Below are 23948 nucleotides of genomic sequence, written 5' to 3'. Positions count from 1 at the left end.
TGAAATGGCGCCTATAGAAATTGAATTATTTTTTAGTTGTTCGAGGCAAAAAATATTAGCATAGCCTCAGCTACGGTTATATTTTTTAACGAAGAACAGCCGAAAAAGGAACGATTTATTAGTGCTATTTCATAGTTAAAATGGTATTACCATTGTCTAATTTAAATTTTTTAAAATGGGAAGACGACTACCTGTGCCCGAAGTAAATGCCGGTTCCATGGCCGACATTGCGTTTTTACTACTTATTTTTTTCCTAGTGACCACTACTATCGAAACCGATTCGGGAATCGATAGAAAACTGCCTCCTCCGGACGATGTAACGGAGGTGACCCGTAAAAAGAAGAACGTTCTTTCCGTGCTGTTGGACGGTAAGGGGCAGCTTTTGGTACAGGACCAGATTACGGCGCTAACCGATTTACGAGAGACTGTAATGGCTTTTTTGGATAATGGCGGCGCTCCAAGCGATAGCCCCGATCATTGTGCGTATTGTTCGGGTAAGGAGCTGTCCTCATCTTCGGACAATCCGCTAATGGCTACGATTACCATGCGTTCGGGAAGGGAAACCGAATACGGTTTTTACATTACCGTGCAGAACGAGGTGGTGGCCGCTTACAATACGCTTCGGAATCGTGAAGGACAACGGCTTTATGGTTTGGATTATACCGATATGGAAATTGCTTACGAAGCTTCGGAAACAACAGAAGCGGAAAAGACACTTTTGCGAAAACAGATTATGCACCTTCGGGAAATGTACCCTTTGAATATTATTGAACCCTTACAATAAAACACGCTGAGATATGTCAAAATTTAATAAACACCTAGAAAAGAAACCACAGATATCCACGGCCTCCTTGCCCGATATCGTATTCATGCTGTTGTTCTTCTTTATGACCGTTACCGTCATGAAAGACGATTCGTTAAAAGTCGAAAACGAATTGCCCAATGCTACCGAAGTAAAGAAACTGGAGAAAAAGGACCGGGTGATTACCATACATGTGGGACGGCCTACAAACGAATACTCCAAAGTACTGGGAACGGAGTCCCGAATACAGTTGGGCGATAAATTCGCCGGGCTGTCCGATGTAGCCCCGTATGTACTGGGAAGGTTGACCCACATACCGGAGCAACTGCATCCCTATGTTACCGTGGCCTTAAAGGTAGACCGTAAGGCCAACATGGGATTGGTAAACGATATCAAACGGGAATTGCGGCAGGTAGGAATGCTAAAAATAAACCATACCACCTATGAGGGCGATGCGTTTACGAATTTGAAATGAATTTATACCATTTCAAAGTTAAAATGGTACTATCCTCAAAATGAACTATAGCATACCGAAGTTGCCTTTTACCGGTGACAACAAAAGCTTGGAGCGGTCAATGTCCCGTACCCCATCATCTCAGCTGCAAAGCTGAAAAAGATAAAAATGGGCGCTAATTTCGCTTTTCGTATGCTGGTCTTTTTGGTTTTTTAAAGTTGTTGGGACTGTCCAATAGTTTGATGACCTCTTTGATGCCAACTTCTAGTTGCATATCAATTCCATTGGCAAGCTTTTGAAAGTCCTCTACCACTTCGATATCGGCATCGACGCCGTGCCCCTCTTTGAACCATTCCCCATTGGGGTCGTACATTCTAAAGGTAGGCATGGTAATGCCCCCGTTATCGATCAATGGTGGTGCTCCGGTAATTCCGATAAGTCCGCCCCATGTTCGTGTACCTATTAACGGCCCGATTTTTTTCTTTTTAAAATAGTCGGGAAAAGCATCGCCTCCGGAGCCGCTAAAGCCGTTGATCAGCATTACTTTTGGTCCAAAGTTACCGGATGGTGGCCATGCCCAATCCTTTCCGTCCCGTACTGCCCAAAACGCCAAAGGATCACGGTCCAATAGCTCGATAAACCTATCCGGTATCTGCCCTCCACTGTTGAAGCGCTCATCGATGATAAGACCCTCCTTGTTCATTTGTCCATAAAACTGTCGTACCAATTCGTTTTGGCCATCCAATCCGGTACTGCGAACATAGATGTAGCCAATCCTCCCATTTGACATTTTTTCGACCCTCTTCCGATTGTTTTCGATCCAGGCCAGATGACGCAACCTGTTTTCCGAGCGCATTGGTTTTACAATCACCTTTTGGCCAGTGTCGGTAGGCTCCTTACCGATCGTAAGTTGCACCGGTGTATCGGCCAAGCCCTGGAAAGAAGCGGATATGGGCTTACTGGTGTCGACCTTTAGGCCATTTACGGCAAGAATATAATCCCCTTCCCTTACTCCTATACCGGCGGCAGATAGGGGCGAACGACTTTTCACGTCCCAAGGGGCTCCGGATATGATTTTTTTGATACGGTACCCACCGTTTTCCAAAACGATGTCCGCACCCAAATAACCTACATCGATGGTTTTGGCGCGTGTGATATCCCCACCACCGGTATAGGTGTGCGATGCGTTCAGTTCGGCGATCAAATCGCCGATAATAATGTTTACGTCGCTTCTTGAATTGGCTTGGTCGATCAGACTTCCATATCGCGATTTCATCAGGTTCCAATCTACGCCATGCATTCCCGGATCATAAAAATAATCGCGTTCAAACCTCCAAACATCATTGAACAGTTGTTTCCACTCTTCAATGGGAATTACCGTCAACATCATTTTTTCGGTAGGAACGGTCTTCTCGATTTTCTGATCGGCGTCGATTTTAATAACGGCCAACTTTTCGTCTTTCCAAACAAGAATTTTTTCTCCTTTCGGAGCAACACTAAAGCTTTCGACATCCTTGATGATCGTTTTCACTTTTCGCTCTTCAATATCGTAATAATCGACCGTAGGGCCGGCTTCTTCCGATGAACCCGAGTTTGGATAGCGCGAGAACAACAGTTTGCCCGTTACGGCGGATAAGTTGCCCAGGTTTCCGGCAGCGACATCCAACATTTCAACGCGATTCTCAAAACCAACGATATCGATCTTCGTTTCTGCTACCTTGGCTTTTTCGGGCTTGTCTTTTCCTTTATTCTTCTTCTTGGATTTGGTATCTGTTTCATCGCCCTCCTCCTCGTTTTTTACCGCATCGTTTTTTACCGACAACAATGATTCCCCGGAAGTGTTTAGGGTGCCGACCGCAATGGATGTGGTGTTGGGGTAGACAAAGGTATTGTCTACATCGGAATACACTGGTAGGAATGTTCTATTGGTTGCAAAGAAAAGGTGTTTTCCGTCCGCACTAAAAGCGGGAGCGCTGTCGGAATAGTAGCCCGAAGTAAGTTGGGAAGCTTTTCTTTTTTCCGTATCGTAAACAAAAATGGCGCTTGTCGCTGGATTGTCGGTGTCCCGGTCATAGGCGAACCATTTGCTGTCGGGGGACCATGAAACACTAAAACCTCGGAGACCGCCCTCGAACATGTATTTGCCCTTATCGGCCTTGATGATTTCGCCGGTGCTAACGTTCACATAGTTGATGTTCATAGCCTGATCTACATAAGCGAGTTTTTTACTGTTCGGCGACCAATAGATGCTATAGTTAAACCCACTCGTAAACGAGGTAATCGTTTTTGGTTTACGTTTGCCGGTCATATCGTGCAATACCAGCTGGTATTCCCCACTGGCATCGCTCCAATATGCCAGGGTTTTGCCATCGGGCGACCAAGCGGGACTGCGTTCGGCCACACCTGCCGTACCCGGTATGTTTGCTACAAACCCTTCCGTTGCGGGCAGATCGAACAATTCTCCTCTTGCCTGAACGACTACTCTATTGCCATTCGGCGATATAGTGGCATTTTGAATATAGGCAGAAACGTTCTTTTGTTGCGGAATGCGCCCGATCTGATCTGAGATCAATTGAACGGCCACTTCATCTGTGGTGCCCGAAGCGATATCATACAGGTATAATTTGCCCCCTGCCTCGAAAACAATATCGGAAGGTCCGCTCTCAGGAAAGGTGATGTCATAATCCTTAAAAGAGGTCAGTTGCGAATTGCGTTTCGTGTCAACATCATATTTCCACAAATTGTTTCGTTTGTTCGGCCCTTGGTCCGACATGTAGTAAACCGCATTCCCGACCCACATGGGCAATTCGTCGTTCGCGTTGTTGTTGGTGATATTCTCGCTGGTGTAGGAGGTGAGGTCAAAAATGGTGATGTCGGGAGCCGTACCGCCGCGATACCTTTTCCAGTTTCTGTTTACCCGTGATCGATCGGTATAGGCCAATTTTAAGCCGTCCGGCGAAAACGAGCCGTACTCGCCATAGGGAACGGGGAGTTTGGTGGGGGCTCCCCCTTTGGCAGGAACCGTGTAAAACTGACTATAACGCTGGCGTCCGCTCTCCCTTGAAGAAGCGAACAGTACCGATGTACCGTCTGGGCTCCATCCCAAGACCCTATCATACATGCCGTGGTAGGTTAATCGCAATGGAATGCCACCGTTTACCGAAACGACATAAACATCGCTATTTCCCTGATAATTGGCCGTAAAAGCGAGCATACTTCCATCCGGCGAAAACCTGGGGTACCCTTCCGCTCCCTCCGGGGAACTCAACCGATTGGCGACGCCCCCCGCCTTTGGGGCGATCCAAATATCATCACCATGCACAAATGCGATCTGCGATTCCGATACATCGGGATGCTGCATCAAATGGGCGCTCAATTGGGCATTTGCCGATAGACAGGTAAGTATAAAGACGAAAAGTAAAGAAGCTTTTTTCACAACGTTCATTTTTGATGATTTTTTATACCATTTTATGTATTTCCTACGGGGGATGATGGGAAAAAATAGTTGTTGGGGGATGCAAAAACGATAACATATCGATTCCGAATACAAGCACGGACCGTGCAATCGGTTTCACGCGGGAAGATACTAAATGAATTTTAAAATAGCTCAAAGTAAAACCCACTTTCACGGCAATAAAACCGGATTTAAAAACTATAATTTCTTAGGGAATGGTTGCGTTAGTCGAGCGAACGGAAAACAGCGAAAAAAAAGAACTATTGAGGAACATGGGGTGTTACTGGCACGTGGGTATTATACCATTTTTGCTTTGAAATGGTATTAAAGCCAGAACTTTACGGTGAGCAACTGGGAAAGCACACCAATACCAAAACCGATAACCACTTCGGCCCTGCTGTGTCGCTCAAGGTATAACCTGGCCGTGGCGACCAGTCCCGTGGCCAAAATAAAAAAGCCCAATGCCAGTGTGATGTTGATCTCAAAATGTACGCTCAAGCTAAGAAGGTACATGCAAAGGCTGGCCATGCCGGTCACATGAAGGCTACTTTTAAAATTTAAGTATAACAACAGCAACGAAGCTGCGGCCGCACTAATGAGGCCTATAAAAAAGTAATACAGCTCCGGGGTATAATTGTTCGGTATAACCTTGTAAAGCACCATTAACAGAAGGGCGATGACCACGTATAACGGGTAGCGCCGTTCTTTAGTGGTCGGAAACCATATCGAGCGCACTATTCCCACATTGGCCAGGATTAAAAAGGAAATGATGGGTATGACGACGGTAAGGATAAAAATAGGGAGGACATTCCCACTTTGTACCGCCAAAGGGCTGTATTTCGGGGTAATCATAAAATAGGCGATGGTGCCGCCTACCGGTATAAGAATGGGATGTAAAATGTAAGAGATCGTTTTGGAAAACAAGGTCATTATATCTGCTTTCGTAAACGGGCTACCGGTATTCCAAGCTGTTCCCGGTATTTGGCAACGGTTCTTCTGGCGATCGGATATCCCTTTTCTTTTAGTATGGCCGCCAAACGATCGTCCGTCAGGGGTTTTTTCTTGACTTCTTCCGAAATAACGGTTTCCAATATCTTTTTGATTTCCCTTGTGGAAACATCCTCGCCCTGTTCGTTTTTCATGGATTCGGAAAAGTACTCCTTGATCAATTTGGTGCCGTAGGGAGTGTCTACATATTTACTGTTCGCCACCCGAGATACGGTGGAAACGTCCATGTCGATCTCATCGGCGATATCTTTCAATATCATGGGGCGCAGGTTGCGTTCGTCCCCCGTCATGAAATATTCTTTTTGATAGTTCATGATGGCGTTCATGGTGATGAAAAGGGTCTGCTGTCGTTGCCGTATGGCATCGATAAACCATTTTGCGGCATCCAATTTTTGTTTTATGAACAGTACCGCATCTTTTTGGGACTTGGATTTGTCTTTGGCATCCTTATACCCTTTTAGCATATTGTTGTATTCCCGAGATACATGCAGTTCGGGGGCGTTCCTTCCGTTTAGGGAAAGTTCGAGTTCGCCCTCTACGATCCGTATGGAAAAATCGGGTACCACATGCTCGATCATTTTGTTGTTTCCGGCATAGGAGCCTCCCGGTTTTGGATTCAGTTTTTCAATTTCCGAAATGGCGGCCTTTAACTCCTCCTCGGAGATATGATGTTTTTGGAGCAGCTTTTTGTAGTGCTTTTTGGTAAACTGATCAAATGACTTTTCTAAAATGGCTATCGCCATGGTCACACTAGGTGTTGGTTCTTTACGTCCAAGTTGCAGTAACAGGCACTCTTCCAATGATCGTGCCGCTACCCCTGGTGGATCGAGCGATTGCACAATTTTTAATACCTGCAGTATGGTCGCCTCTTCGGTATAAATATTTTGGGTAAAGGCCAAATCGTCCAGAATATCGCCCAAAGGCCTTCGAATGTAACCGCTCTCGTCAACGCTGCCCACAAGGAACTCCGCAATGCTCCACTCCTCATCGCTCAGGTATACCGTATTGAGTTGATTTAGCAGAAATTGATTAAAAGAAATGCCTGCCGCATAGGGAACGCTTTTTTCGTCATCATCGGCACTGTAATTGTTGGCCTTGGTACGGTAATCCGGAATTTCATCGTCGCTCAGGTAATCGTCGATGTTGATGTCGTCGGTGTTGATGCTTTCATTGTCCGCCCCATCTTCGTAGGTGTCCCCAAAATCTTCATCCAAGCGTTCGTTGTCCTCTTTTCCGGTTTCCAGAGCGGGATTTTCTTCCAGCTCTTGTTTCAGCCGTTGCTCAAAGGCTTGCGTCGGCAGCTGGATCAACTTCATCAGCTGTATCTGCTGCGGCGATAGCTTTTGGGATAACTTAAACTGTAGATGTTGTTTTAGCATTGGGGTTTGTTGTTCCTACTCTTTTGGTGCCTTAAGTTTTTTGTAAATAACAAATGTTGGACACTTCTTTATAAAGTTACCAAATTCGATTTAAAACTCCGCATTCTGAGGGCTTCTAGGGAACGGTATAACATCTCGGATGTTGCCCATGCCCGTGGCAAAAAGGACCAATCTTTCAAATCCGAGTCCGAAACCGCTATGTACGGCGGTGCCGAATTTGCGCAGGTCCAGGTACCACCAAAGCTCTTCCTCTGGAATGTCCAGTGCCGCCATCTTTTCCTTGAGCACGTCCAAACGCTCCTCTCTTTGCGATCCACCGACGATTTCCCCGATTCCGGGAAAAAGAATGTCCATGGCCCGAACGGTTTTTCCGTCCTCGTTCAAACGCATATAGAACGCCTTTATTTTTGCGGGATAGTCAAACAGGATGACCGGGCATTTGAAATGCTTTTCCACCAAAAAACGCTCGTGTTCGCTTTGAAGGTCGGCACCCCATTCGTTAATAGGATACTTGAATTTTTTCTTTTTGTTCGGTTTACTGTTCCTTAGAATATCGATGGCCTCGGTATAGGTAACTCGTTTAAACCCATTGTCCACCACAAAACGAAGTTTTTCGATCAAGGGCATTTCACTGCGCTCGGCCTGTGGTTTGGTTTTTTCCTCATCGAGCAGTCGTTTTTGCAAAAATTCCAAATCCTCCATGCAGTGTTCCAAGATATAACGGAGCACACTTTTGATGAAATCCTCGGCAAGGTCCATATTGGCGTCCAAGTCATAAAACGCCATTTCGGGCTCGATCATCCAAAACTCGGCCAAGTGTCGCGAGGTGTTGGAGTTTTCGGCCCTAAAGGTAGGTCCGAACGTATATACTTTTCCAAGCCCCATGGCATAGGATTCCGCTTCCAATTGACCGGATACGGTCAAATTGGTCTCCTTTCCAAAAAAGTCCTGACTATGGTCGATGGCCCCGTCTTCGGTAAGTGGCGGTCGTTTTTGATCCAAGGTGGTCACCCGAAACATTTCGCCCGCACCTTCGGCGTCCGACCCCGTAATAATAGGGGCATGAAAATAATAAAAGCCGTTCTGGTTAAAATACTGATGTACGGCAAAGGCCAATGACGATCGCAACCGCATTACCGCGGAAAAGGTATTGGTGCGTACCCGAAGGTGTGCCTGCTCCCGCAAAAACTCCATAGAGTGTTTTTTGGGTTGGATAGGGTAGGTTTCCGGGTCGGAAGCACCATGAACGAAAATCGAGTTTACCTGAACTTCTACTTTTTGGCCACGCCCTTGACTCTCAACAAGTACCCCGGTAATGCGCAGCGCGGCGCCCGTGGTTATCTGTTTTAACAGGGCTTCATCAAAATTTTCAAAATCGACGACGCATTGGATGCTCCCTAGGGAAGACCCGTCATTCAGGGCGATAAACCGGTTGCTCCTAAACGTTTTTACCCATCCGTTGAGCTGTACTTCTTGGGATAATGGTTCGGTAACTAGCAAGTCTTTAATACGGGTCGATTGCATGATAAATGGCTTCAAAATTAAAAGGGCAAAGATAGATCATTGCACCTATTTATGATTTGTATCTTGATAATTTTAGTATAATCCGTATTACCGGTCTTCGGAATTTTGGCGTATTTCCTCTTTGGGTAGAATATCGATCTGGGGCTTTTTCAAGGTTTCCTTGTTGGCGATGTTGCGTTCCAACGAAAGCAGGAGGGAAGGAAGCAGAATAAGATTGGCCAACATGGCAAACAGCAGTGTTGCCGATACCAATGCCCCTAAGGCTACCGTACCACCAAAATTGGATATGATAAATACCGAAAAACCAAAAAAGAGCACTATCGATGTATAGAACATGCTCACACCGGTCTCCCGCAACGCGGCATATACCGAAGTTTTGATACGCCATTTGTTCGCGGTAAGCTCTTGACGGTATTTTGCCAAAAAATGAATGGTGTCGTCCACCGATATACCAAAGGCGATACTGAATACCAAAATGGTGGAGGGTTTTATGGGAACCCCGGCAAAACCCATGACCCCTGCGGTAACCACCAATGGCAGCAAATTGGGAATCAGGGAAATGATGATCATTCGGAACGAGCGGAACAAATAAGCCATAAAAAGGGCGATAAGGCCGATGGCCAATGCCAACGACAAAATCAAGTTCTTTACCAAATACTTGGTTCCCTTTAAAAAGATCAGGGCGCCCCCGGTCATGTACACCCGATAGCGTTCCGATGGAAAGATTTTTTGGATATTATCTTTGAGTTCGGCCTCTATGGCCTCCATACGTTCCGTTTCCACATCGCGCATAAACGTGGTAATGCGCGCGGTTTGGCCGGTACTGTCGACAAACGATTGCAGCATGTTGCCATTCTCGGAAGATTTACGGGCGACATCCATAATAAAGGTATTCTCCTGGGAAGTGGGCAATTGGTAGTATTTGGGAATGCCGTTGTAAAAGGCCTGCTTGGAATATTTTACCAAGTTCACCACGGAAACGGGTTTGGAAAGTTCCGGGATCTCTTCGATTACGGTACCCAGCCGATCCATTCGTTTTAAGTTGGCGGAGCGCAGTACACCCTTTGGTTTTTTGGTGTCGACCACGATCTCTACGGGCATGATGCCGTCGAATTCTTTTTCGAAAAAACGGATGTCCTTAAAAAAAGCGGCCTTTTTGGGCATGTCCTCGATGATACTCCCCGAAATGCGGATCTGATAAATTCCGATGATACTGGTGATCAATAAGATCAGGGAGACCACATATACGGAAATACGTCTTTCCCGAACAATACGTTCCATCCAGTTGACAAAGGTGTCGATCCACCGTTTGTTCAAATGTTTTAGGTGTTTGGTCTTCGGCAGCGACATAAAACTATAAACGATGGGTATGATCAGCAACGAAAGCACAAATATTCCGATGATATTAATGGAAGCGACGATACCGAATTCCTTTAGCAATTTGCTATCGGTAATGATAAAAGTGGCGAACCCGGAAGCCGTGGTGACATTGGTCATTAGCGTGGCGTTCCCGATTTTGGTGATCACCCGTTGCAGGGATAGCGCCTGATTGCCATGTTTTTTAACCTCCTGTTGGTATTTGTTGATCAAAAAGATACAGTTTGGAATCCCGATTACGATAATCAAAGGTGGGATCAAGGCCGTCAATACCGTAATCTCATATTGCAATAGGCCTAAAATACCAAAGGCCCACATCACTCCTACGATGACCACGCACATGGAGATAAAGGTGGCCCTGAAACTCCTGAAAAAGAAGAAAAAAATCAAGGAGGTAACGCCAAGGGCGGCCAGAATGAACGTTCCGATCTCGTCGATAATGTTCTGTGAATTCATCGTCCGGATGTACGGCATGCCCGAAACATGCACCTCCATGCCCGTTTCCTCTTCAAAACGTAGTACGGCGTTCTGGAGTTCCTTAAGGATAAAATCTTTCCGTACCGAAGTGTTTACAATATCCTTGTCCAAATTGGCAACGGTACGAATGGTTCCGCTTTCCTTGTTGAACAGTAGGTTATCATAGAATGGAAGCTCGTTGAACAAATGGTTTTTGATGCTGTCCACCTCGCTTTTGGTCCGAACCGCGGAGGTGATCAAAGGGCGTAGTACAAACTCCTGCCGTTCCTGGTCCTTGACCAGTTCCTTTAAATTGTCGGTCGAAATGACAAAATCGATTTCCGGGAAGGCCAATAACTGTTTGCTGAACTTGTTCCAACGGTTGAAATTATCAGGGGTGAACAAAGCGCTGTCCCGGATGCCAAAAACGATGGCGTTCCCTTCTTCGCCAAATTGTTTTAAAAACGATTGGTATTCGACGTTTATGGGGTGGTCATCGGGCAATAGGTTTGCCTGGGAGTTGGAAAAGCGCATGTTCTCCCATTGAAAACCAAGAAATACCGTAAATGCAATGACCAATAACAAGATCAGTATTCTGTTGCGAAGGATGATCCTTGCCGTTTTTGCCCAAAAGCCTTTTGTGATTTTCGCTACCATGTTAACGTGACTTCCTGATTACAACTATTTGGATAGCTGTTGAAAAGAGACGGGTGATAGTATCGCTTCACCGCGTTCCGCTTCATTACTTTCAAAATGCGGCAAAGGTAGAAAATGATGGGTTGTGTTCCTAAGGGGAACTCATAAATAAATGCGTTTTTAAGTCGATTTCAAACGCTTTAATTCTAAAGTTACCGGGTCCTGTTATCATGGTTTTGTCATCAGATCGATCCCACGACCAAAAGCGTAATGGCTCACGAATCATTTACCGTGAAAATAATATGTCCATCGGCGTTTACGAGAGTTCTAATCTCACGGGTCCAAGCCTTAAAACAGGGCGATTTGACTGTACTGGCCTGATATGTCCGGCATGGTAAAAGCCTTTCGATTTGATATCTTTCAAAACGGACATTCCAGATTTTAGGCCTTGTTAGGACGAAATAATTTGCTCAAAGTTCGGTGGTCTAAGCTGTCGTTCCCAAAAAAGTCTGTGGCGTAATACATTCAAACAAACTAAAAAAGTACTGAAACCTATGTTAATCAAAAGAATGATACTATGAAATATATTTTACCTACCATCGCCATATTTTACTTGATGCTCCCATCGATATATGGGCAAACGGTAACACCGGGCCAAAATTTGGAGTCGACAATTAAGAGTGCTTCCGGTGGAGACGTGATACTGGTCGAATCTGGCACATATAGCCCTTTGGAATTGAATGGTCTTCTGTTTTCTGAGACAAGACCATTGGTCATTAAGGCGAAACCTGGGGCCAACGTGGTTGTGGATGGCACCAATGCGAACCGAGCGCTCTACCTGACCAACAGCAAGTACGTGGTTTTTGAGGGAATCCATTTTAGAAAATCACGATATGAAGGGGTCTTGATCGAGCGAAGCGAACACGTTATAGTTCGTAATTGCGAGGTCTCGCAATCCGGGCAGGCCGGCATAAAAGTGGCATTAGGATCTAGTTATGTCGATATACTTAAAACCAAGATTCATGATACCGGTTCCAACGGACCCGGTAATCGGCGTTATGGGGAAGGGATTTATATTGGGCGAGGAGGGAGCCATACGAATGCCAATTGGCCCGATCTGACGAAAAATGTTTGGATAGAAGGCTGTGAGATATACCGTTGCGGTGCCGCAGAAGGAATAGACGTGAAAGGTGGGGCATTTGCGAATACCATACGAAACAATACAGTGCACGATATTACACTGGGCGATCCCAATTTTGGACAAACAAACGAGGCTGCCGTATCGCTTGGTCATTACGCGGTCTATAACGGAAATATCTATCAAAAAAATAAACGCCGCGAGAATTGGGTGGAAAACAATACTATTTATAAGGTGAGGGCAGGTGCAAATAATAGAATTTCAGGAATTTACAGCGCTGGGTTGGGCAATAACATCAAGAACAACTCGGTACGGGACGTAAAAACTACTTCGATAAATAGGAATCAGAATGTTTATGGACTGCAGTTGAACAACTGGGGCGAAGCCTTTCTCCCAGTGTACGTGCACAATAATACCATTTCAAACGTTGGTAAAAATACCAATTATAGGGGGCTGGCCATAACGCAAAACCCGGGTGGCAATCCCAATAAAAAACAAGATTGGTATCCCAATGGTCAAAATACATTTGATGATGATATTATTGCCGTATCCGCCCCAAATCAGGTGCGTCAAGGACAAGAGGTTTCCGTGCGGATAGATTATAGCGCATCAGGGGACAGGGATGTTATAGTAACCTTTCAAAAAGATAGTGGCGATTACAAATATTATACGGGTGCAGTGCGCAAAGTAGTTAAGGGAAGCGGTACCTTATGGGTAAAATTGACCATACCCAACAATGTGCCGGTGGCCGATAACGCATATCAATTTCAAACATACATTACCGATCGAAACGGGGATTGGAGGGGAGCCAAGGACAATATTGAAAAACAGAACAGGGATGTGCTGCCCAAAAGTACCGACAATGATCGCATTGATCGTATCAGCGCGGCCAGTTCGGTTCGCGCCGGCACCAGTTTTGCCGTTACCATTGGCTACCAAACGTCTGCCAATCGAGATCTGCACCTCAGTTTCAAAAAAGGGAGTACCGTTTATGACACTCAAAAGGTACGCTTGACCAAAGGATCCGGGAGTCATACGTTTACTATAAATGTTCCCTCCAATGCCAGCCCTCAAAATGGCTATTACTTGTTTTCCTATTTGGTAAAACCCAATGAAGGATGGTCGAAAGATCGATACGACGCCAAGACGAAGAACAATATATCCGTTCAAAACAACCCCAATAGCTGTAAGATTACCATTAGGGCCAAGGGAAGTGTGGGAAGCGAAGAGATGGTTTTGGCAATCAATTATGATTGGGTCAAACGCTGGACAGGTATTGGTACCTCCTGGAATAATTTTTCATTTGAAGTAAATCCAAACATCGACTTGAACAATATCAAAGTCAGATTTGTTAATGCTAAATCTCAAGAAGCGCTTTCGGTCGACAAAATTGTTTTAGGGGGGAATACCCTCAATACGGAAGTGAAAGCTACCCGGTCAGGAAATGGGTCTGGCGAAAGGCTCGTAGGTGGTGGGTACTTTGATTTTGGGTCCGGAACTTGTAGTTCAAGTGCACGATTAATGGCAGGTTTGACCGAAGAAATGGTTTCAGTGGATTCCAAGGTCTTTTCGGTATTGCATAACCCGTTACGTTCAAAACAATTGCATCTTTTGGGTCCGGATAGCTATCGTGTTGTCATATTCGATTTTTCGGGCAGGCAAGTTTTTATGGCTCGTTCACTGCAGGGAGAGCACAAGCTAAATCTAAAATCCTTGAACAGCGGAATTTACATTGTGCAGATGACAGATGTAGATACCGGCCGTTCGAAAATCCAAAAAGTGATTGTTCCTTAATAAGAGAGCGTGAGCGGTATCCGTAGTGCTTTGTCGCATGAAGTGGTGTGTTCAAAACGAGCGGTGTCCCAGAAGCAATGAGAAACTGTTCGTTTCGGTCATTTATGCTAAAAGTTCGAAGCCAATTTTCCTTGGGGAAATTTAGAGGAAAGCGATTGGCACATCAGCGTTTTGCGAAAGATGGGATAGCAACTTTTTAGGGTTCTTATTGTCCAGAAAAATCCCGTTATTCCGACTACGCCAATCCTCGATACCGCAGGTTTTCACAACAGACCTGTTGCCTCATTATAATCAGGGAAAACAATCTGCCGGGAAGGCGGAAGTCAAGCGAAACTAGGTGTGTAACCTCCCCTAATATACGGTCCGGGAATGGAATGAATGGGGAGAATTATAAAATGTTGGTCGTAAAGCATGCTACGGGATTTCCGATTTTTAAGACGGTGTACACCCGTTTCCTCAAACTTATACCTTCATGATCTCGGCCTCTTTGGCAACCAAGAAATCGTCTATTTTTTTGCTATACGTATCGGTGAGTGCCTGAACGTCGGTTTCCGTATTTTTTTTAAGGTCTTCCGAAGCATCTTCGAGGTTGCGAACCTCCTTATTGGCTTCTTGACGGGCGTTGCGCACCCCTACTTTGGCATGCTCGGCCTCGGCCTTGGCCTGTTTGGCCAGATCGCGCCTGCGTTCTTCCGTTAAAGGGGGCACGTTTATAATTATCGTTTCACCGTTGTTCATGGGGTTAAAACCGAGATTCGCGTTCATTATCGCTTTTTCTATTTCGGTCAACATGCTTTTTTCCCAAGGCTGTACGGTAATGGTCCGTCCGTCCGGAGTATTGACATTGGCCACCTGTGATAGCGGTGTTTGCGATCCGTAGTATTCTACCAGAACGGAAGACAACATGGCCGGGCTAGCCTTGCCGGCACGAATTTTCATGAATTCCTTTTCCAAATGTACGATTGCGGCATCCATTGCTTCCTTGGTCGAATCAAGTATAAAATCAATTTCTTCGTTCATTTTACATAAGTGTTTTAAAAGGTATTGGTGTGTTCTTGCTGCTGTTTCTTTTAGGTGATGCGAACATCAGGTGTTCACAACGGTACCGATGTTCTGCCCGTCTACGATCTTGAGCAGGTTTCCCTTTTTGTTCATATCGAACACCACGATCGGCAAGTCGTTTTCTTGGCTCAGGGTAAAGGCGGTGGTATCCATTACTTTCAACCCCTTGTTGAGCACATCTTGAAAGGAAATGGAATCGAATTTTGTGGCGGTCTTGTCTTTTTCGGGATCGGAGGTATAAATTCCGTCGACCCGGGTTCCTTTTAAGATAACATCGGCCTCTATTTCGATGGCCCGCAATACGGCGGCCGAATCAGTGGTGAAATAGGGGTTTCCCGTTCCGCCCCCGAATATAACTACCCTGCCTTTTTCCAAATGGCGCATGGCCCTGCGTCGTATAAATGGTTCCGCAACTTCGTTTATTTTAATGGCCGATTGTAAACGGGTCTGTATTCCTTTCAATTCCAGGGCACTTTGCAAGGCCAGTCCGTTGATCACGGTGGCCAGCATGCCCATATGGTCTCCTTGAACGCGATCCATGCCCGTAGCGGCACCGGTAAGGCCGCGAAAGATGTTTCCTCCACCTATAACGATGGCTACTTCAATTCCCTTCTCGACGACCTGTTGGATTTCCTCCGCATACTCCGAAAGCCTATTGGAGTCTATTCCATATTGTTTTTCACCCATTAGGGCTTCGCCGCTAAGTTTAAGAAGTATTCGTTTATAGTGCATGTATCGTTTTTAATTCCAACAAAAATAATCAAAAAAAGTTATGCCAAAACGGGCGATTTTTTTGTGCGTTCTTTCTTAATTTATTGTAAAATAATGGTGTTCAAACGATTAATTTTAGCCATCTTGCGGCCTATTAAATTGATTTTTAGCCTCATGAGAAAAGTATGTAAAGCATTCCTTTGTATTTTAATGGTGGGATGTACCGCGAGCAAAACGGCGATTCCCGCCAGTAAATCCCCCGTAGTCGCAACCTTGGACTTGGTGAACGTGACCGATGATAAAGTGATGGTCAGTGTCGATCCGGGAGCATTTTTAAAGGACGAAGTGTCCTTTTTTATACCCAAAACAGTGCCGGGCACGTATAGCTCGGACAACTACGGAAAATACATTGAGGGCTTCAAGGCCATCGATTATGACGGGAAAGAACTGTCCGTCGCAAAAAAGGACGATAATACCTGGACCATTACTGAAGCCAAAAAATTGGATAAGGTATCTTATTGGGTAAACGATACTTACGATACTGAAAAAGAGGTTAAAGATGCCGTGTTTTCCCCTTCCGGAACAAACATTGATAAGGGCAATAATTATATGCTGAACCTCCACGGGTTTGTAGGTTATTTTGATGACCTGCAAGAAGTACCCTATGAAATAAAGATAACAAGACCCGAAAACTTGGTCGCCACCACTTCGCTCAGCGAAAAGGCGGTGGCCGATGCCAAAGCTTCCGAGCAGGTGTTTTTGGCCAGCCGGTACTTTGAGGTGATCGATAGTCCGATCATGTATGCGGAACCCAATATCGAAACATTTCAGATAAACGATATTACGGTGACGTTAAGTGTGTACTCGCCAAATGGAACGTACACGGCCGCAAGTATAAAAGAATCTATGGAAAAGATGATGACCGCGCAAAAAGCCTTTTTGGGCGACATCAATAGTACAAAGGAATATAACATTTTGTTGTACCTCTCTACCCTTGAAAACGATGCCGGAGGTTTCGGTGCCTTGGAACACCATACCTCTACGGTGGTGGTGCTCCCCGAAGTAATGCAAAAAGAGGCATTGGAGCAGGCCATGATTGATGTAGTGTCGCACGAGTTTTTCCATATTGTGACACCCCTGAGCGTGCATTCCGAGGAAATCCAGTATTTCGATTTTAACGACCCCAAAATGTCGCAACACCTTTGGATGTACGAAGGCACCACCGAGTATTTTGCCAACTTGTTCCAAATACAACAGGGATTGATCGATGAAACGGAATTTTATAAAAGGATCATGACCAAAATTTCAAATTCGAAGTCGTACGACGACGCCATGTCCTTTACCGAAATGAGCAAGAATATTTTGGACGACCCCTATAAGGACAATTATGCCAATGTATATGAAAAGGGCACGTTGATCAATATGGGACTCGACATTATGTTGCGGGAATGGAGCAATGGGGAGAAAGGGGTATTATGGCTTATGAAAGAACTTTCCGGTAAATATGGCGACATGACCCCTTTTAAAGACGATGTGCTGATTGATGAAATCGTAGCGATGACCTTTCCTGAAGTACGTACTTTTTTCGATACGCACGTCATCGGGAATACGCCTATCGATTATGACGCGATTTTCGCAAAGGTAGGTTTGGAGAAAAGCACAAACCAAGAACAGTCGGGGTATTTTTTGAAGGGGGATATTCCTTTTATCGATGTTGACCAAGAGAACGAAAACGCGATCTTCATCCGAAAAGGCATCGAATTGAACAGCTTTTTACAGACGCTCGGAACACAAGGGGGCGACGTTATCAAAAAAATAAACGGTACACCGATAAACCTTGATGCCATACGTCCGATAATCGGGCAGAGTTTTGGTTGGACACCCGAAACCGAGATAGAAATGGTGGTCGAACGTGATGGGGAAGAATTGACGCTGACCGGTCCGGTAGGGACCCCTACCGTAAACGTGGTTTCGTTGCTTCCAACGCCCACGGCTAGCGAAGCGCAGCAAGAGCTGCGTCAAGCTTGGTTGAAAAACTAAAATGGCGAAAAAGGGGGTTCAGGGTGTCGTTGTGATACCGATCTGGCCTTACGACCTTTTCGGATCAGATACAAAAAAGCGGTGCATGTTATGGCCGCTTTTTTGTTGGATTTTTCTCAAATGTTGATAAGAGTGTCCCCTATCATTGCAGTTCCAAAATGCATACAAGGGATAAAAAATTTGGACTTGGTGCAACCTTTTGCATGACCATAGTGTCTTTAAGGGTAACCTATCCGTTGAAAACCCAGTAGGTGCCCGGTAGCATTCGATAGCATTTTTATAATTTGATCAAAAAAATAAAATGGTATAACTTCAATCAAAAAATGAACATGTCGGGAACAACGTATTCGCTTTTTATCTTTTTCGTTTTTTGCTTTGCGCTGTGTCAAGCCCAAACCCTTACCCAAACGGTCAAGGGCACCGTGCTGGATTCGGAAACGGGGGCACCTTTGTTGGGTGCGAATGTGATACTCCTAAATGCGGAACCCGCCAAAGGGGCGATTACCGACGAAGCGGGTTATTTCAGATTGGAGGGCGTTCCCGTTGGTAGGGCCTCGTTCCAGTTTACTTATCTCGGGTACGAGGATTTTGTAGTCTCCGAAATTTTGATTGGCTCCGCAAAGGAAGTAGCTTTAAAAGTTTCCCTTACCGAAGCCTTAAACGCGCTTGATGAAGTGGTATTGGTCGCACCTACCGGCACGGGCAAACCCAACAACAAACTGGCAACGGTAAGCGCACGATCCTTTAGCGTTGAGGAAACCAAACGTTTTCCTGCCAGCGTTAGCGATCCCGGCCGTATGGCGCTTTCCTTTGCTGGGGTCACCAATGGTGACGATACCAGTAATGAAATCATTATAAGGGGAAATGCACCGAATCAGTTGTTATGGAGGGTGGAAGGTATTGAAGTGCCCGAACCAAATCATTTTTCCGAGGAAGGATACGCTCCGGGTAACGTGAGTTTGATCAGTAGCAACCTCTTGGGAAAATCCGATTTTTTTACCGGGGCCTTTCCGGCCACCTATGGAAATGCGCTTTCAGGGGTATTCGATATCAATTTAAGAAACGGGAATAACGAGAAAGGGGAGTACGCATTTCAATTTGGCGTATTGGGAACAGACCTTACCGCAGAAGGACCGTTTAAAAAAGGGTACAAGGGCTCCTATTTGATCAACTATCGGTATTCTACGATCGCCATTTTAAACCAGATCGTAGATGTTACCCCAGGGAGTACCCCTACCTATCAGGATGTGTCGATAAAATTGCACCTCCCATTGGGTGATCGGACCAAATTGTCCCTATGGGGAATCGGGGGCATTAGTGATGAAGACGAGGACCCGGAGGTAAACGGTAATTTCAGCAGCGAGGAGGTATTCGAATCCAAAACCTATTTGAGCGGACTGACACTATCACATTTTTTTGAAGGTGGAAGCAAGCTAGAAGGCCGGATATCGTATTCGGGAAACGCCAGCGATTATATTTTTGAGGGCCGCAACACCGCATCGAACGATGTTTTTGGAGATAGCGATATTTTAAGAAATAGCGCTTTTAGGGTCAGTACCGATTATACCAAAAAAATAAGTGCGAGAACGACCATCAATGCCGGCGGAGTACTCAGTTTGTTGAACTATAACGTACGTACCGCCACCTTCGAAAACGACCGGTCGCGAGAGGTGGTCAATGAAAAGGGCAATGGCACCATGGGACAGGCCTATGTGCAGGGCAAGTACCGTTTTAACAGCGATTTTTCCACCACCTTAGGGGTGCACGGCACCTATTTTTCAGTGAATGATGATTTCGTAGTGGAACCGCGCTTTGGTATGGAGTGGAAGGTAAACGCGAACCACACGCTTTCTGCGGGTTTTGGCGTACATTCCCGTCGAATGCCCTTGAACCAGTACTTTATTAAAATTCCCGATGGCACAGGTTTTACCACACCGAATACGGAGGTGGACCTGATGCAGGCAGTACACTACATCATCGGGCACGATTGGCGCATTATTAGGGATGGACACATAAAGGTAGAGGCGTATTATCAAGATCTGAACAAGGTTGCGGTAACAAGCAACCCCGATTTTACGGCTTCTTATTTAAATGGACGTTTTATTCCCGCAGCATTTACCGATACCGGGGTAGGGCGCAACTATGGTCTGGAGTTTACGTTTGAAAAGTTCTTTTCACGGCAGTATTACTTTTTGGCAACGGCATCCTTATATGATACGCAATACCGCGCTGCCGATGGGAACTGGTACGATAGTGCTTATAACTATAGTTATACCTTTAACCTTGTTGGGGGCAAAGAGTTTACCGTGGGGAAGACCCAGAACAATATTATTGGTGTAAATGCCAAAACCTTATTTAACGGTGGTAAACGTGCCAGTCCGCTAGATCAGGAATTTTTTGATGCGACCGGGGAAACACGTATCGATGAACAGTTGCGCAATACCATTGAACTCGATTCCTATTTTAGATTGGATGCCAGTGTGTACTACCGCCTGAACCGGCCAAAGGCGTCGCATCGTATTTCTTTGGATATTCAGAACCTTACCAATAGGGAGAATATCGATGAGGTGTTTTTTAATGACGAGGGGGAAATACGGACCAGCCTACAGTTGGAGTTGATTCCTTTTTTAAACTATCGCATCGAGTTTTAGAAGCCTTTTACAAATTCGGGCAAAGTGTTGATGCTACCTTATACCACTTCAAAGCTAATACCGGAAATGGTATAAAATAGTATTCGCCTCTGGTATAGGTGTTTTGTAGGATTCGGAAAGGTGTACAGGTCGCATAAAAAAACCGCCAAGATGGAACATCAAGGCGGTTTAAAATGAGTTTATTATATAAGTTTACCCTACGGTAACCCTTTTGAAGCCGGTTACTTCTACCGCTCCGTGGGACTCAACATATGTGGCAACGTTGATTTTTTCATTTTTGATGAAATTTTGGTCCAACAGACACTGTTCTTGATCCAAAGTTGTATTATCGGAAATAAAACGCTCCATTTTACCAGGAAGAATTTTATCCCAGATTTTCTCGGGCTTTCCTTCAGCGGCCAATTCCGCTTTCGCATCGGCTTCTGCCTTTTCCAAAACAGCATCGCTCAATTGGCCCATTGAAATATACTGTGGTACGTTTTTAAGTGTTTTTCCCAAACGGCCCAATTCTTCATTGTCCTTTTCAATCGCGGCAATACGGGCTTCGGTTTCCGAAGTTACATAAGCTGGATCGAAATCTTTATAGGATAACGTAGTGGCTCCCATGGAAGCTACTTGCATAGCAACATCTTTACCAAGTTCCTCTGCAGTGTCTACCTTCGCCGAAAAACCGACCAATGCAGCAATCTTATTGATGTGTACATAGGAACTAACGTAAGGGGCCTCCACTTTTTCAAAAGCGTTGATTTCCAACTTTTCCCCGATGACACCGGTTTGCTCGATCAACTTCTCAGCAACGGTAATCCCACCGAAATCGGCGGCCAATAAGGCGTCTTTACTGTCTACTGTCAATGCGATGTCCGCGATGCTATTGGCCAAGGCCACAAAGTTCTCGTTTTTACCGACAAAATCGGTTTCACAACCTAAAACGATTGCGACACCGGAAGTGTTATCGGCATTTACCTTGGCGATTGCGGCACCTTCCGAAGAATCTCGATCGGCCCTTTTTGCTGCTACCTTTTGTCCTTTTTTACGAAGAACAGCAATGGCCTTGTCAAAATCGCCTTCGGCTTCTACCAAAGCATTTTTACAATCCATCATCCCGGCCCCAGTGGCCTTTCTCAATTTATTTACTTCTGCGGCTGATATTTTTGCCATATCCTTTATTATTTGTGATTTCCCGTTTTCATGGGAAACCGGTATGTATTTAATTGTTGTGTTCCAGTACTTTATTCTACGCCTCCTTTAACGCTGTCCTGCCATTCTTTAAGCTCGTCCCATTTGCCTTCAGCGGCCATTTTGGACTGTTTTGCCCAAGAAGTAGGATCTAAATGCGCCATTCTAGAGCTGGCTTCGGTAAGGATTTCTTTGATTTTCTCTGCATCGGCTTCCGCAAGTTTTGCAAAAGTGTCAAGGCCCGCGTTTACCAAAGCTTCGGCAGCTTTTGGTCCAACACCTTCTACCTTGGTCAGATCATCGGCTTTCGCCTTTTCCTCTTTGGCCGGCGCCGCTTCTTTTACTTCTTCCTTTACTTCGGCAACCGCTGGAGCTTCTTCTTTCTTTTCTTCTACCGGTGCCGGGGCAGGAGCCTTTTCAGCTGCGGGAGCGGGGGCTTTTTCTTTCTTAGGGGCGGCATCCGCACCTTCTTTCTCAGCTTGCTTTTCCGATTTTCTTTCGGCAAGACCTTCCGCTACCGCGTTGGTTACTTGTTGCATGATGATTTCAATGGATTTGGAAGCATCATCGTTCGAAGGTATCAGATAATCGATATCCCTAGGGTCGGAATTGGTATCTACCATAGCAAAAATTGGAATGTTCAATTTTTGGGCCTCTTTAACTGCAATGTGCTCGCGCATGGTATCTACGATGAATATTGCACCTGGCAGACGGGTCATTTCAGAAATGGAACCAAGGTTTTTTTCCAACTTCGCCCGAAGACGGTCTACCTGTAAGCGTTCTTTTTTAGATAGGGTAAGAAAGGTTCCGTCCTTTTTCATACGGTCGATAGAGGCCATTTTCTTTACCGCTTTACGGATGGTAACAAAGTTGGTCAACATACCGCCCGGCCATCGTTCCGTGATATAGGGCATGTTTACGTTGGCCACCTTTTCGGCAACGATATCCTTTGCCTGTTTTTTGGTAGCTACGAAAAGAATTTTTCTTCCGGATGCCGCAATTTTTTTCAAGGCCTCGTTGGCCTCGTCCATTTTTGCAACAGTTTTGTAAAGGTTGATAACGTGGATTCCGTTGCGCTCCATGTAGATGTAGGGCGCCATGTTGGGGTTCCACTTTCTTGTAAGGTGTCCGAAATGCACACCTGCTTCCAATAAATCTTTTACTTCGACTTTTTGAGCCATTTTTAAATGTAGTTTACGTTCTTTTGAAATAGCAATGGTAAAGTGGTACCGTTATGCAACGGAGCCTTCACCATTTAGATGCTAAACTAATTTACCCGAACTATTTTGAACCGGAGGACCCAAAACGTATGTTGCTCTTTTGGAAAAGCAAAACGGGATTTGTAAGTGTTCTCGACAATGCGAAAACTTTCAATGAACTAATTAATGAATATAAAACGAAGGTGCCTCTTTCGAAGCACCTGAAAATTCTTTTAACGTTTGGAGAACTGGAATTTCTTCCGAGCTTTTTTCTGTCCAAATTTCTTTCTCTCGACCATTCTCGGGTCTCTGGTCAACAAACCTTCCGGTTTAAGCGCCAATCGGTTTTCCGCATCGATCTCGCACATTACCCTTGAAAGGGCCAAACGGATGGCTTCTGCCTGTCCTGTAATCCCACCACCGTAAACATTTACCTTTACGTCGTAGTTGTCGGTACTTTCGGTCAATGCAAAAGGTTGCTTTACCTTGTACTGAAGGGTAGCCGTTGGAAAATAATCGTTTAAATCTCTCTGGTTGATCGTAATGTTTCCTTTTCCTTCGGAAACGTAAACACGTGCTACAGCCGTTTTTCTTCTACCGATTTTGTGTATGACCTCCATTACTTAAATTCTTTTAAATTGAATACAACTGGCTTTTGCGCTTCTTGCTGGTGTTCCGATCCCTCGTACACCTTAACGTTCCTGAAAAGTTCCGCTCCCAACTTGTTTTTGGGAAGCATTCCTTTTATGGCACGCTCTACAACGCTTGTCGGTCTTTTTTCCAAAACCTCTTTAGCGGTAGCGGCGCGTTGTCCTCCGGGAAAACCCGTGTAACGCAAATAGGTTTTGTCCTCCCATTTGTTACCGCTCAAATGTATTTTTTCGGCATTGATTACAACAACGTTGTCTCCACAGTCCACATGTGGCGTAAAGTCAGGTTTGTGTTTTCCCCTTAACAACTTGGCAACTTTTGAGGCAAGACGGCCTAATGTTTCTCCTTCGGCATCCACCAATAACCACTGTTTGGTCACTGTTTTGCGATTTGCCGAAATAGTCTTGTAGCTTAATGTATCCACTACTATAATTTT

General features: G+C 45.2%; 16 protein-coding genes. 5 read left to right on the top strand and 11 right to left on the bottom strand.

Translation table 11 applies throughout. The features are described 5' to 3' along the window. Nucleotides 1-175 precede the first annotated feature (175 nt). Both ACRD7P_RS06565 and ACRD7P_RS06560 read left to right on the top strand, forming a co-directional pair. Nucleotides 176-784, top strand: coding sequence for an ExbD/TolR family protein (locus tag ACRD7P_RS06565; RefSeq protein ID WP_430906742.1), 609 nt, complete (start codon nt 176-178; stop codon nt 782-784). 13 nt (nt 785-797) lie between these two features. Then, nucleotides 798-1277 (top strand): ExbD/TolR family protein, encoded by a 480-nt coding sequence (locus ACRD7P_RS06560; protein WP_430906741.1) that lies wholly within the window; start codon nt 798-800, stop codon nt 1275-1277. Nucleotides 1278-1431: 154 nt separating this feature from the next. Here ACRD7P_RS06560 and ACRD7P_RS06555 read toward each other — a convergent pair whose 3' ends face one another. The 5 genes from ACRD7P_RS06555 to ACRD7P_RS06535 form a co-directional block, all read right to left on the bottom strand. Beyond that, complete coding sequence (locus ACRD7P_RS06555; RefSeq protein ID WP_430906739.1) at nt 1432-4701, bottom strand: S41 family peptidase; 3270 nt, start codon at nt 4699-4701, stop codon at nt 1432-1434. Between the two features lie 333 nt (nt 4702-5034). Then, entirely contained in the window at nt 5035-5640 is a 606-nt protein-coding gene (locus ACRD7P_RS06550; protein ID WP_430906738.1) for a hypothetical protein, read from the bottom strand. Continuing rightward, entirely contained in the window at nt 5640-7097 is a 1458-nt protein-coding gene (gene rpoN, locus ACRD7P_RS06545; protein WP_430906737.1) for an RNA polymerase factor sigma-54, read from the bottom strand. The genes ACRD7P_RS06550 and rpoN overlap by 1 nt, the downstream gene beginning before the upstream one ends. Before the next feature lie 90 nt (nt 7098-7187). Then, nucleotides 7188-8621 (bottom strand): asparagine--tRNA ligase, encoded by a 1434-nt coding sequence (asnS, locus tag ACRD7P_RS06540; RefSeq protein ID WP_430906736.1) that lies wholly within the window; start codon nt 8619-8621, stop codon nt 7188-7190. 87 nt (nt 8622-8708) lie between these two features. Next, nucleotides 8709-11111, bottom strand: a complete 2403-nt coding sequence (locus ACRD7P_RS06535; RefSeq protein WP_430906735.1) for an efflux RND transporter permease subunit — start codon at nt 11109-11111, stop codon at nt 8709-8711. Between the two features lie 556 nt (nt 11112-11667). Here ACRD7P_RS06535 and ACRD7P_RS06530 point away from each other — a divergent pair. Further along, nucleotides 11668-14022 carry a right-handed parallel beta-helix repeat-containing protein gene (locus ACRD7P_RS06530; protein WP_430906734.1) on the top strand — a complete coding sequence of 785 codons (2355 nt, stop codon included), beginning with the start codon at nt 11668-11670 and terminating at the stop codon, nt 14020-14022. 462 nt (nt 14023-14484) lie between these two features. Here the strand turns inward: ACRD7P_RS06530 and frr are convergent, their stop codons facing one another. After that, a complete protein-coding gene (frr, locus tag ACRD7P_RS06525) occupies nt 14485-15042 on the bottom strand; it encodes a ribosome recycling factor (RefSeq protein WP_430906732.1) in 558 nt (185 codons plus the stop codon). A gap of 66 nt (nt 15043-15108) precedes the next feature. Next, nucleotides 15109-15816 carry a UMP kinase gene (pyrH, locus tag ACRD7P_RS06520; protein ID WP_430906730.1) on the bottom strand — a complete coding sequence of 236 codons (708 nt, stop codon included), beginning with the start codon at nt 15814-15816 and terminating at the stop codon, nt 15109-15111. A 153-nt stretch (nt 15817-15969) separates the two neighbouring features. Between pyrH and ACRD7P_RS06515 the strand changes: the two genes are divergently transcribed. Together ACRD7P_RS06515 and ACRD7P_RS06510 are read left to right on the top strand one after the other, a co-directional pair. Further along, nucleotides 15970-17835: a peptidase M61 gene (locus ACRD7P_RS06515; protein WP_430906728.1), complete on the top strand. Its 1866-nt coding sequence runs from the start codon at nt 15970-15972 to the stop codon at nt 17833-17835. Nucleotides 17836-18164: 329 nt separating this feature from the next. Continuing rightward, entirely contained in the window at nt 18165-20486 is a 2322-nt protein-coding gene (locus ACRD7P_RS06510; protein WP_430906727.1) for a TonB-dependent receptor, read from the top strand. Nucleotides 20487-20678: 192 nt separating this feature from the next. On the opposite strand, the gene tsf is transcribed toward ACRD7P_RS06510, so the two are convergent. The 4 genes from tsf to rplM form a co-directional block, all read right to left on the bottom strand. Beyond that, entirely contained in the window at nt 20679-21644 is a 966-nt protein-coding gene (tsf, locus tag ACRD7P_RS06505) for a translation elongation factor Ts (RefSeq protein WP_430906726.1), read from the bottom strand. Between the two features lie 71 nt (nt 21645-21715). Further along, on the bottom strand, nt 21716-22843 hold the full coding sequence (gene rpsB / locus ACRD7P_RS06500; protein WP_430906725.1) for a 30S ribosomal protein S2: 1128 nt from the start codon (nt 22841-22843) through the stop codon (nt 21716-21718). 251 nt (nt 22844-23094) lie between these two features. Then, the gene (rpsI, locus tag ACRD7P_RS06495) at nt 23095-23481 is read right to left on the bottom strand and encodes a 30S ribosomal protein S9 (RefSeq protein WP_430906723.1); all 387 of its coding nucleotides are present in this window, start codon (nt 23479-23481) and stop codon (nt 23095-23097) included. Beyond that, complete coding sequence (gene rplM, locus ACRD7P_RS06490; protein WP_430906722.1) at nt 23481-23936, bottom strand: 50S ribosomal protein L13; 456 nt, start codon at nt 23934-23936, stop codon at nt 23481-23483. The genes rpsI and rplM overlap by 1 nt, the downstream gene beginning before the upstream one ends. Between the last annotated feature and the right edge of the window lie 12 nt (nt 23937-23948).

The organism is Maribacter sp. 2-571 (assembly GCF_050589625.1).
Classification (GTDB): Bacteria; Bacteroidota; Bacteroidia; order Flavobacteriales; family Flavobacteriaceae; genus Pelagihabitans.
Note: the sequence above shows the minus strand (reverse complement) of the source record. Positions and strands in the feature narration are given on the sequence as shown.